The 11,558-nt window shown below is 65.9% G+C and carries 10 protein-coding genes; 1 reads left to right on the forward strand and 9 read right to left on the reverse strand.

Features of this window, described 5'->3' with window-relative positions:
• Positions 1–26: 26 nt before the first annotated feature.
• Genes A3K89_RS13060 through ssd form a run of 4 tightly spaced genes read right to left on the reverse strand, consistent with a single transcriptional unit; the run spans position 27 to position 3,665 of the window.
• On the reverse strand, positions 27–596 hold the full coding sequence (locus A3K89_RS13060; protein WP_068426564.1) for a type II secretion system F family protein: 570 nt from the start codon (positions 594–596) through the stop codon (positions 27–29).
• Positions 596–1,393 carry a type II secretion system F family protein gene (locus A3K89_RS13065; RefSeq protein ID WP_068426565.1) on the reverse strand — a complete coding sequence of 266 codons (798 nt, stop codon included), beginning with the start codon at positions 1,391–1,393 and terminating at the stop codon, positions 596–598. Before A3K89_RS13065 ends, A3K89_RS13060 begins: the two co-directional genes overlap by 1 nt.
• Positions 1,390–2,565, reverse strand: a complete 1,176-nt coding sequence (locus A3K89_RS13070; RefSeq protein ID WP_084423775.1) for a TadA family conjugal transfer-associated ATPase — start codon at positions 2,563–2,565, stop codon at positions 1,390–1,392. The genes A3K89_RS13065 and A3K89_RS13070 overlap by 4 nt, the downstream gene beginning before the upstream one ends.
• A complete protein-coding gene (gene ssd / locus A3K89_RS13075) occupies positions 2,562–3,665 on the reverse strand; it encodes a septum site-determining protein Ssd (protein ID WP_068426571.1) in 1,104 nt (367 codons plus the stop codon). The genes A3K89_RS13070 and ssd overlap by 4 nt, the downstream gene beginning before the upstream one ends.
• Before the next feature lie 407 nt (positions 3,666–4,072).
• Here ssd and A3K89_RS13080 point away from each other — a divergent pair, with 407 nt between their 5' ends.
• The gene (locus A3K89_RS13080; RefSeq protein ID WP_068426691.1) at positions 4,073–4,906 is read left to right on the forward strand and encodes an HAD family hydrolase; all 834 of its coding nucleotides are present in this window, start codon (positions 4,073–4,075) and stop codon (positions 4,904–4,906) included.
• Positions 4,907–5,287: 381 nt separating this feature from the next.
• On the opposite strand, the gene A3K89_RS13085 is transcribed toward A3K89_RS13080, so the two are convergent.
• The 5 genes from A3K89_RS13085 to A3K89_RS13105 form a co-directional block, all read right to left on the reverse strand.
• The gene (locus A3K89_RS13085) at positions 5,288–6,037 is read right to left on the reverse strand and encodes an oxidoreductase (protein ID WP_068426574.1); all 750 of its coding nucleotides are present in this window, start codon (positions 6,035–6,037) and stop codon (positions 5,288–5,290) included.
• Positions 6,038–6,099: 62 nt separating this feature from the next.
• The gene (locus A3K89_RS13090; protein WP_068426576.1) at positions 6,100–7,824 is read right to left on the reverse strand and encodes a dipeptide ABC transporter ATP-binding protein; all 1,725 of its coding nucleotides are present in this window, start codon (positions 7,822–7,824) and stop codon (positions 6,100–6,102) included.
• Positions 7,821–8,783, reverse strand: a complete 963-nt coding sequence (locus tag A3K89_RS13095) for an ABC transporter permease (RefSeq protein ID WP_068426578.1) — start codon at positions 8,781–8,783, stop codon at positions 7,821–7,823. The genes A3K89_RS13090 and A3K89_RS13095 overlap by 4 nt, the downstream gene beginning before the upstream one ends.
• Positions 8,776–9,702 carry an ABC transporter permease gene (locus A3K89_RS13100; RefSeq protein WP_068426581.1) on the reverse strand — a complete coding sequence of 309 codons (927 nt, stop codon included), beginning with the start codon at positions 9,700–9,702 and terminating at the stop codon, positions 8,776–8,778. Before A3K89_RS13100 ends, A3K89_RS13095 begins: the two co-directional genes overlap by 8 nt.
• Before the next feature lie 127 nt (positions 9,703–9,829).
• Positions 9,830–11,458, reverse strand: a complete 1,629-nt coding sequence (locus A3K89_RS13105; RefSeq protein ID WP_068426584.1) for a peptide ABC transporter substrate-binding protein — start codon at positions 11,456–11,458, stop codon at positions 9,830–9,832.
• Positions 11,459–11,558 lie beyond the last annotated feature (100 nt).

An 11,558-nucleotide genomic window follows, 5' to 3' on the forward strand; every position in this document is an offset into this window, starting at 1 on the left:
GTCCCGGAAGTCTGTTACCCCGGCCTTCACAGAAGACCCCCACCCAGCACGGTGCGCGCGAGCCCCACGACGACCGGAACGATGCCCAGGCACACGAACGCGGGCAGAAAACACAGCCCGAGCGGGCCGCTGATCAGCACCCCGGCGCGTTCGGTCGCGGCTGCAGCCGCATCCTCGGCTTGCGCGCGCCTCTCGTCGGCGAGTTCCGCGATACCGTCGGCCAGCGACGCACCTGACCGCGCCGATCGTCGGGCCATCCGTGCCAACGACTCGATGTCCGGCTCGGCCTCCACCGGGGCCCAGGCCGCGTCGGCGTCGGCGCCCAGGACCAGGAGATCCGCAGTGGTGCGCAATGCCGTCCCGAGAGGCTCCGGGGCGGTGTCGGCCACTGCCGCCGCAGCGGTTCCGACCGGCAACCCGCCACGAAGACACGCCGCAAGCAAGTCGAAAGTCGCTGCCACGGAGTGAGAATCGGCGACGGCCACCGGTTCGGCATCGCCCGGTGCCGGGCCGTCCTTCCCGAGACGCCCGAGAGGTGAGGTGGACGCGGGCAGGACGAGCAGCGCCGACGCGGCGCACACCGCAGCCGTCCACATCACCGGACGACCCTGCCGGTGATGGCGTCGGACCACAGCAGTCCAGCGCAGACCAGAGCCGAGCCCACGACCAGCAGCACTCCCCCGAGCCCACCGCCCAGGAGCACGCCGAGCGGTTCGGCTCCCATCAACTGCCCGAGGAGAACCCCGACGACAGGCAGACAGGCGAGCACGGTGGCCGTGGCTCGTGCGCCGGCGAGCCCGGACGTCACTCGATCGCGAAAGCGTCGGCGCGCGGATATGTCCGACCGCGCGGCGGCGAGCAAACCGGCAAGTCCGAGGCCGTATTCGTCGGCGACCTTCCACACGGTGGACAGTCGTGAAAGCTCCTTCGTCAGAACCGAATCCGTGATCGCGAGCCCTGCATGAGCATGCCCGCCGAGTCTCGCACGTCCCGCGGCCCGGCCGAATGCGACCGCCGCGTCGCCGCTGCCCTCGTCGGCAGCGGCCGCGCAGGCGAGCGCCGGATGGGATCCGACGCTCAACTCGCCGATGACGACGTCGAGACCTGCTGCGAGCGAATCGATCTCGACGCGTCGAGCGCGGTCTCGTAGGGCGCGTCGACGACGCACGACGAGAGTGCTCGCGACGACAGCGGTCGCACAGACTGCGCTGACACCGCCGACGAGATAGGTCGACACCAGGAGCGCCACCGCCCCCGATCCCACCGCGACCCTGCGCGAGATGCCGCCCGCCTTCGCGACCTCAGTCGGTCTGCGCAGCAACAACACTCGCCGTCGCGGCCCTGGCAGAACGACGACGGCCGCTGCACAGACAGCGAACGCAAGGGCGCTCATGTCGTTCTCCGTTCGACCATGGCGTCGAACAGTTCTCGGCCTCGGTCGACGTGGCCATGTACGCTCCATGCGGGAACGATGGTCACCGCGCCGTCGGCATCCGGCACGACGACGGCTATCTCGCGCAATCGGCGTGCACCGTCGTGCGCGCGATGCACGTGCAGGACGACCTGAACGGCCGCCGCGAGTTGACTGTGCAGCGCGCCGCGGTCCATACCACCCAGTGCAGCAAGGGCTTCCAGCCGCGGTGGTACCTCGGCAGGCGAATTGGCGTGAATGGTTCCGGCACCACCGTCGTGACCGGTGTTGAGTGCCGTCAACAGGTCGACGACCTCGGCGCCGCGGACCTCACCGACGACGAGTCGGTCGGGCCGCATGCGCAGCGCCTGTCGGACGAGTTGGCGGACCGTCACCTCGCCGATGCCCTCGACGTTCGGCGCGCGCGCCACCAGTCGCACCACGTGTGGATGTGCAGGCGCCAGTTCCGCGGCATCCTCGACGCAGACGATGCGCTCGGTGGGTGCTACCTCGCCGAGGAGGGCCGCGAGCATCGTCGTCTTTCCTGCACCTGTGCCCCCGACGACGAGGAACGCCAGACGCGCGGCGATCATGCGTCGCAACAGCACCAGCGCATCGGACGTGATCGCTCCGCGTGCCGCCAACGCGTCCAGACCCTGCGTCGTCGGACGCAACACGCGCAGCGACAAGCATGTGCCTCCCCGGGCGATCGGCGCGAGAACGGCGTGCAGACGAACACCGAACGTCCCGTCGCCCACTCCGGGCAACTGGCCGTCGACCCACGGCTGCGCGTCGTCCAATCGACGCCCCGCCGACAGGGCCAAACGCTGCGCGAGGCGCCGGACGGCAGCGTCGTCCGCGAATCGAACTGCACTGCGCTCCAAACCTTCTCCTCGATCCACCCACACCTCGTGCGGTGATGTGACCAGTACGTCCGCGACACGAGGATCGACCAGCAGCGTTTCGAGCGGACCCGCGCCGGTCAGTTCGGTCTGAAGCACCCGGAGAGCGTCGAGAAGATCGGTGTCTCCGATGACCCCGCCCGCTTCGATGCGCACCGCACTCGCGACGAGCGCAGGAGTGGGATCCTCCGCCGAACTCGCCAATCGCTCACGGACGCGATCGAGCAGTTCGGCAGTGACGACGGTCGTCATGCTGCCCACCGGCCACGTCGAGGCCGCCGGCCGAATGTCGCAAGGATGTCCTCGGCAGCCACGCGCAACGCCGATCGCCGTCCGAGTACGATGCCTCCACGCTCGACACGCTGGGCCAGGCCTGCGTCGGGCCGCATCGTCGCCAGCAACGGCAGCCCGAGGTTGTCGGCCACATCCACGCCGCGGATGCCACCCGGCGACGGGCCGCGCACGACGAGGCCGACGTTCGTGTTGCGCGAGGTCACGTACGCCGCGACCGTCTGGGCGCTCGCGACAGCGCCGATGTCGGCCGTCACCACGAGAACTACCAGGTCGGCCGCGTCGAGAAGCGCGTCGCTGTGCACTCCTGGATGTCGAGGAACGTCGCACACGACGAGATCGCCTGCCGTCCGACCCGCGTCGACGACGGCTTCGCACGCACGCGCGTCGATGTGGTCCGTCGCGTGACCGGCCGCCAACACCGACAGCCCGTTCACCGACGGGAGCGCACCGTGCAAGGCCTCCGCCGTGACGCGCCCGCCCTCGACGGCGAGCCCCGGCCACCGCAGTCCCTGCATGTCCTCCCAGCCGAGCAGCAGATCGAGACCACCGCCGAAGGCGTCGCCGTCGACGAGCAGCGTTCGTGTGCCGTGCGCCGCGGAGGTCGACGCGAGAGCCGCAGCGAGCGTCGACGCACCGGCTCCTCCGCGGCCACCGATCACGGCGATGGCACCGCCGTCCCCGTCGCGATCACGTGCGTGTGCGGTGAGGACACGTATCAGAGCGTGTTCGTCGTTCGGGAGGCCGAACACGCTGGTCGCACCGACCGATGTTGCGGCGCGCCAGTGTTCGACGTCGGGCTCTCCCCGGGACAGGACGACGACGCCGTCACGCCGCGGGAGCCGGCCCGAGAGCACCTCGGCCGTGTGCGCCGGGTCGAGCAACACGACGTGCGCCCGGTCCCAGTCGAGGCGCCCAGGAGGGGTCGGCCCCTCCGTCGAATCGTGCTCGTGGACAGTGCACTCCGCGGCCGCGGCGACACGAAGCGCATCCGCTCGCAGGACTGCGTCCGCGGTCAGCAGCAGGACCACCCGCGGACGCACAGTCGGTTCTTGTTCCATGAGCGAAGAGACTGCGTGATCTGCGGGCCGTCGCCAAGACTCTTTCCGAGATTGTGGATGAATTCGGGGGCTGTGGATGAATTACTGGACGGTGGTACCACTACCGGCACGAGCGCACTACCGACTGGTAAGTCCGGTTACCGCACAACAGAATCCGCACACCAGGACGAGATGACTGGGCGACACAGGGCCCGAAACAGAGGACGACCCTCGCCAGGGGGGGAGGAGGCGAGGGTCGTCGTCTAGTTCAGCCCCGGGGGGTCGGGCTGAACTCGTCCGAACCGAATCGGACTGCATCAATACTACACCCGGCCAAGGCGCTGTTTGCAAGTTCAAGTTTCATGTTTTCCACCGGTAGTTTCGCTCGAGACATCGGCGAGACACGTCAGCCCTCTATTGTGAGGACCGTGACCACCAGCGCCGGCGCCGACGACGCCGAATCACCTCGCCCTGCCGGAAGAATTGCCGCATTCTTCGACTTGGACAAGACAATTATCGCCAAGTCGAGCACGCTTGCATTCAGCAAGCCGTTCTTCGATCAAGGTCTCATCAACCGACGTGCAGTACTGAAGAGTAGCTACGCGCAGTTTCTGTTCCTCCTCTCCGGAGCAGATCACGATCAGATGGAACGGATGCGCGCTCATATCGCCGCCATGAGCGCCGGCTGGGACGTCGAGCAGATCAGGTCCATCGTCGCGGAAACGTTGCACGACATAGTCGATCCGCTGGTGTTCGCCGAGGCGACCGAACTCATCGCCGATCACAAACTGCGGGGCCACGACGTCGTCGTGGTGTCCGCGTCCGGGGAGGAGATCGTCGCCCCGATCGCGGAGATGCTGGGAGCGGACATCAGCACCGCGACGCGCATGGAAGTCGTCGATGGCCGATACAACGGGACGGTCGAGTTCTACTGCTACGGCGAAGGCAAGGTCGAAGCGATGAAGGAACTCGCCGCGGCCCGAAACTACGATTTGGCACAATGTTTCGCCTATTCGGACTCGATGACGGATCTACCGATGCTGCACGCCGTCGGACATCCGACTGCGGTCAACCCGGATCGCGCTCTGCGCAAGGAAGCGGCGACACAGGGCTGGCCCATCCTCACTTTCTCGAATCCCGTATCCTTGCGCGCCCGGATTCAGGCACCGTCGGGCACGGCCGTTGCGGCAAGTGCCGCAGTGGGTTTCGGTGCTGTGATAGCCGGTGCGGTCACCTACGGATTGCTCCGAAGAAAAGGCTGACAACCCCTTGATGTGAGCCGCACCACAGGGTAGAAAAGAAGCACGGAGAAACGGAAGGCCAAGATCGATCCGGAAGAGAAGGTTCGCTCTCCCGACCCGGACTCCCAGCACGGACATCAGGTACCCACGCGGAGCGCGCCGCTGACATGGCAGAAGCGCTGTGGGCCTGCGAGATTCGGTAGGCGGCAGCAAGAACCCTGCACCGGTTGCAGGGATGACCTCCCTCCTCACCGAACCGGCGCCGAGGCCTCGCGATCCCAGATCGCCACAGCCCACCTATGCACGCTTGGTAACCGGATAGTCCGTGCTGACGGGCGGCGACGCCGACTTTCACAGTCGGCATCGCCGCCTTTCACGTGAGCGGGTGGGCGCGGGACGAGATCAGCTCGCCGACGCGTCGGCGATCGACGTCGCTTCCGCAGCTCCGGCTTCGAGTGCGCCGCAGCACAACATGATCCAACTTCCGACGCCCGTCGCGGTGCCTGCCGAGAAACCGACTGCCCCGTCGCGGTACGCCTGGGATCGACGCATCCAGCTGACCTCGGGGACACCGAGATTGTGCGGATCGAGTCCAGACGCCGTCGCGACCAACCGCGACGCTGCACGGGCCACGATGCCGTCGGCTGTGCCGAAAGGCTTCAGCGTCAACAACTCCCCGTGCACGATCGCCGCGATGACGGGTGCGGGTGCGGACGTTCCGCCGGTGACCAGCTGGGCGAGGAGGTCGAGTCGTTCACCGATGCTGTCGCCTTCACGCGGCCGACCCAGCAGGGAGTCGTCGGTGACGAGATCGGCAGCCGCGAGTAGATGAAGTCGGGCGAGTGCCTGCAGCGGTGCTCGCTTCCACACCGCCAGCATGTTCTGCAACGCGTCGCCGTCGAGTGCCGACGCCACACGCAGCGAGCCGGCGAGGACGGGGTCGCCTTCCTCCCCTTCACGTGGGAAGTCCATGGAACCGCCCTCGAGCGCGGACGACGACCGCGCGGCGCGGACCGCGGCTTCTGCGGCGGTCGCAGGCCATCCGCGTCGATTCGTCTTGTGCCGATGCACGGCGCCCAGCGCGTCGCGGGCACGCTCGGCCGCGTCGGCGATGCCGGGGAGTTCCAGAAGCGGGGCCAGGGGGTCCGTCACGACACACGACGCTACCTGGGCAGGAGCGGAGCCCGCGGAGTGACCCGCAGGCTCCGTCCGTCTCACGCCCCGAGGGGAATGGATCCGCCTGGGATGGCAGCGAGTAGACGCTGCGTGTATTCCTGCTTCGGGTTGTCGAAGACCTCGTCGGTCTTGGCCGCCTCGACGATCTCACCCGACCGCATGACGAGGACGTCGTCGGCGATCTGGCGTACGACGGCCAGGTCGTGGGTGATGAAGAGGTACGTCAGCCCCAACTCGGACTGCAGGTCGTTGAGCAGTTCCAGGATCTGGGCCTGCACCAGCACGTCGAGTGCGGATACCGCCTCGTCGCACACGACCATCTCCGGCTGGAGAGCCAACGCACGCGCGATTGCGACACGTTGACGCTGACCACCGGACAGCTCGTTCGGGAACCGCCGCATCACCGATGCGGGCAGCGAGACCTTGTCGAGCAGATCCCGTACGCGCGCTTCGCGTTCCTTCTTGGTTCCGACCCGGTGGGTACGAAGCGGTTCTTCGATGGTCCGGTAGATCGAGTACATCGGATCGAGCGACCCGTACGGGTTCTGGAAGATCGGCTGCACGCGGCGACGGAAGGCGAAGGCCTCCTTGTTGCCGAGGCCTGCGACGTCGCGGCCGTCGAACTTCACGGAGCCCTCGGTCGGTTCGAGCAGGCCCAGAACCATCTGTGCGACAGTCGATTTGCCCGATCCGGACTCGCCGACGATGGCCGTCGTCGTGCCGCGCTGGACCGTGAACGACACATCCTTGACGGCTGTGAACAGCGACGACTTGAACGGACTGCCACCACGTAGCTTGAACTGCTTGGTCAGCTTGTCGACGACGAGGACCGTGCTCTTCTCCGGCTCGAACGCAGTTCCCGCTGCCGTCTCCTCGGCGGCGACCTCCTCGGCCACCTCCTTGGCGTGCTCGACGATGTCCTTGCGGGCGACCGACGACGTCAGCCGCTGCGACGCCAGGGACGGCGCCGCGGAGACCAGCTTCTTCGTGTACGGGTGCTGCGGATTCTGCAGGATCTCCAGTGCCGGACCGGATTCCACGATCCGCCCCTTGCTCATCACGACGAGGTGCTCGGCGCGCTCGGCCGCGAGGCCGAGATCGTGCGTGATGAGCAGCACGGCGGTGCCGAGGTCCTTGGTCAAGCCCTCGAGGTGATCGAGGATCTGCCGTTGGACCGTCACATCGAGTGCGGACGTCGGCTCGTCGGCGATCAACAGTTTCGGACGCGCCGACAAGCCGATCGCGATGAGCGCACGCTGACGCATACCTCCGGAGAACTCGTGCGGGTACTGGTTGACGCGCTTCTCCGACTCGGAGAGGCCCGCCTCGTCCAGCAGTTCGATCGCCCGCGCCTTCGCCGCCTTGCCCTTCGCGATGTTGTTGGCGGCCAACGCCTCCTCGATCTGGAAACCGATCTTCCACACCGGGTTGAGGTTGGACATCGGATCCTGCGGGACGAGACCGATCTGGCTTCCACGGACCTCGACGAAGTCTTTCTCCTTCGCCTGAGCGAGATCCTTCCCGTCGAACCAGATCTCGCCTGCCGTCACCTTTCCGGTACCGGGCAGCAAGTTGATGATGGAGTGCGCCGTCGTCGACTTGCCCGACCCGGACTCGCCGACGATCGCGACCGTCTGCCCCGGGTACACCGTCAGGCTGACGCCCCGAACTGCCGGCACCGGGCCGGAATTCGACTGGAACGACACCTCGAGATTCTTGATGTCCAGCAGCGGCTGCTCGATGTTCTCGGTTTCGATGCTCATCGCTTACGTGCCTTCGGGTCGAGAGCGTCGCGCAAGGCGTCGCCCATCATGATGAATCCCAGCACCGTGATCGCCAGTGCGGCAGCGGGATAGAACAGAATGGTCGATCCCTGACGGAGGGTCACCTGCGCGGCACTGATGTCACCGCCCCAGGACACCTCGGTCGGAGGGAGGCCGATACCGAGGAACGACAGCGTCGCCTCGGCGACGATGAACGTACCGAGCGAGATCGTCGTGATGACGATGATCGGCGCCATCGAATTCGGCAGCACGTGCCGAATCAGCGTGCGCACCTTCGATACTCCGAGAGCGCGCGACGCCATCACGTAGTCGTTGTTCTTCGCTGCGAGGACGGCACCTCGGGTGATACGGGCCATCTGCGGCCAACCGAACAGCGCGAGGACCAGAATCACCGTCCAGATGGTGCGGTCGGTGAACAGCTGCATCAGCACGATGGCCGCGAGGATCAGCGGCACACCGAAGAAGATGTCCGTCAGACGCGACAGCAGCGAATCGGCCCAGCCGCCGTAGAACCCTGCGAACGAACCGAACAGGACGCCGATGACGAGCACGAGGAACGTCACGCCGACGCCGGTGAGCACCGACGCGCGGGCGCCGAAGATGGTGCGGGCGTAGATGTCACAGCCCTGGCGGTCGAATCCGAAGATGTGCCCGGACTGCGGTCCCTGCATGCTGAAGTCGAGATTGCAGTAGCGCGGGTCCGTGCTGGTGAACAGACTCGGGAACGCGGCGACGACGATCACCGCGAGAATGATGACCGCCGACACGATGAAGATCGGGCGCTTGCGCAGACTGCGCCACGCGTCGCGCCAGATGCTCGACGGCGTCTCGTCGATGCTGACGGCATCGGTCTGGCTGACGTCGACGACGTCGTCCTTCTCGACGAAACGTGCTTGGCGGACTGCGCGTCCCGCCTGCGGTGTAGTTGACTCAGGCATAGCGGATCCTTGGGTCGAGCGCTGCATAGAGGAGATCGACGACGAGGTTCGCGAGGAGATACACGACGATCAGAACGGTCACGAACGAGACCACCGTCGGCGCTTCGCCCCGGATGACGGCCTGATAGATCGTGCCGCCGACACCGTTGATGTTGAAGATTCCCTCGGTGATGATCGCGCCGCCCATCAATGCGGCGAGGTCGGCGCCGAGGAACGTGACGACCGGGATCAGCGAGTTGCGGAGCACGTGCACGTTGACGACGCGGCTGCGCGACAAGCCTTTTGCCGTCGACGTGCGGACGAAGTCGGCGTTCAGGTTCTCGGCCACCGATGTGCGCGTCAGACGCACCACGTAGGCGAACGACACCGCGCCGAGCACGAAGGCGGGTAGCAACAGGTTCTTGAAACTCGTGTTGCCACCGACGGTGGGCGGGACGATGCCCCATTTGATGCCGATGAAGAACTGCGCGAGGAAGCCGATGACGAAGATCGGCACGGCGATGATGACGAGGCTGACGACGAGGACCGTCGAGTCGAACAACTTGCCCTTGCGCAGGCCTGCGATCAGACCGAAGCCGACGCCGAACACACCCTCGATGACGAGAGCCATCGCCGCGAGCTTGGCGGTGATCGGAAATGCTTGCACGAGAACTTCACTGACCGGGCGGCCCGAGAACGACATTCCGAAGTCGAACGTGAAAATGCCCTTCAGATACAGCAGATACTGCACGATGAACGGCTGGTCGAGGTTGTAGCGGGCACGAAGCTGGTCGGCGACGGCCGGGCTGATGGCTTTGTCTCCCGCGAGCGCTGCAATGGGGTCGCCGGGAAGCAGAAAGACCATGGCATAGATCAGAAATGTTGCCCCGATGAAGACGGGGATCATCTGAAGTAATCGGCGTCCGATGTACCAAAGCATCGGATCACCTCCTTCGAGAAAAGGCGGACGTCACCGAGACGACGTGAATTCGGGGGAAGCACACGAGCAGGGCGGTAGGTGAAGACCTACCGCCCTGCTCGGTCTCATGAGGATGAAGCTACTTCGATCAGTTCTTCTCGATCGCGTAGTAGATCGGGATACCGTCCCAACCGATCTGAACGTTGCTCACGTTCTCGGACCAACCGCTGGCCGCGTTGCGGTACCAGTTGGGGACCGCGGGCAGGTCGTTCAGAAGAATCGACTGAGCCTGGTTGATCAGGTCCTGCGCCTTGTCCTTGTCGGTCTCGCTGGCCGACTCGCGGAGCAGACGGTCGAACTCGGGGTTCGAGTAGTCACCGTCGTTGGAGCTGCCGCCGGTCTGGTAGTTCTGCGCCAGGAAGCCGTACTGCTGCGGGTAGTCACCCTGCCAGCCCGAACGGAATGCCGTCGGGATGGTGCGGTTGGTGGCTTCGGTACGCAGCTGCGCGAACGTCGGGTACGGGGCGCCCTGCGCCTCGATGCCGAGGGTGTTGCGGATGCTGTTGGTGACAGCGTCGACCCATTCCTGGTGTCCACCATCGGAGTTGTACGCGATGGCGAACGTGCCGGACCACGGTGCGATCGCGTCGGCCCGTGCCCAGAGTTCCTTGGCGCCTTCGGGGTCGTACTCGACGTTTCCTTCGTTCTCGAGCGAGTCCGTGTATCCCTCGATGGCCGGGCTGGTGAAGTCCTTGGCCGGGGTACGGGTGTTGTTGAAGATCTGCTCGGTGATCTGGTCGCGGTTGATCGCCTTGGAGATCGCCTGACGACGCAGAACACCCTCTTCACCGCCGAAGTGTGCGAGGCGGCCCGGGATGGTGAACGTCTCGATGCTGGCCGACGGCTGGTTCACCGTGCGGTCCGGCAGGTCGGTCTCGAACGTCGTCACAGCAGAGGACGGGACGTTGTCGAGAACGTCGACGTTGTTCGACAGCAGATCCGTGTACGCGGTGTCGAGGTTGCTGTACAGAATGAAGTTGATGCCGCCGTTGACGGGCTTGCGGTTGCCGTCGTAGTCCGGGTTGGTGACCAGGTCGATGCGGACGTTGTGCTGCCACGCACCTTCCTGTGCGAACTTGTACGGGCCGTTGCCGATCGGGTTTTCGCCGAACGCGGCCATATCGGCGTAGGCGACCTCGGGCAGCGGGTAGTACGCGGCGAAACCGAGACGATCCGGGAACGCAGCTTCGGGCTGCTTCAGCTGAATCGTGAACGTCTTGTCGTCGACGACCTGGAGACCGGACATCGTCTGAACCGTCGGGTTCTCGGCCGCGACCTCGTCGTAGCCCTGGATGGGATCGAAGAACGAACCCTGAAGCTGCGCGTTGGTGGACAGCGCGCCGTAGTTCCACGCGTCGACGAAGGACTTCGCCGTGACGGGGGAGCCGTCGGTGAACGTCCAGCCGTCCTTCAGCGTGACGGTGTAGTTCTGGCCGTCGGTCGTGTCGATGGACTCGGCGACTTCGTTCTCGACGCCGCCTTCGGGCGTGTACGAGACGAGACCGGCGAAGATCGAGTCGACGACGCGTCCGCCGGTGTTCTCGCTGGTGTTGGTGGGAACGAGCGGGTTCTGCGGCTCGCCGCTCCATGCGTTGATGATCGCGGAACCATCACCGGATCCACCGCCGCCGGCCGAGTCACTCGACGAGCACGCTGTCACCAGCGCGGCTCCTACGACGACCGCAACCGCGGCAGTCGCGATGCGCGTTCTACGCAAAGCAAATCCTCTCTTCGGTTCGATCGCGGGTTCGCCGCGATCGGCCCCATGGGCGTCACGCCCACGGAGTATGTGGGGGCGACCGCCTACCCCGCGTCGT

This window comes from Rhodococcoides kyotonense (genome assembly GCF_001645385.1).
Taxonomy (GTDB): Bacteria; Actinomycetota; Actinomycetes; order Mycobacteriales; family Mycobacteriaceae; genus Rhodococcoides; species Rhodococcoides kyotonensis_B.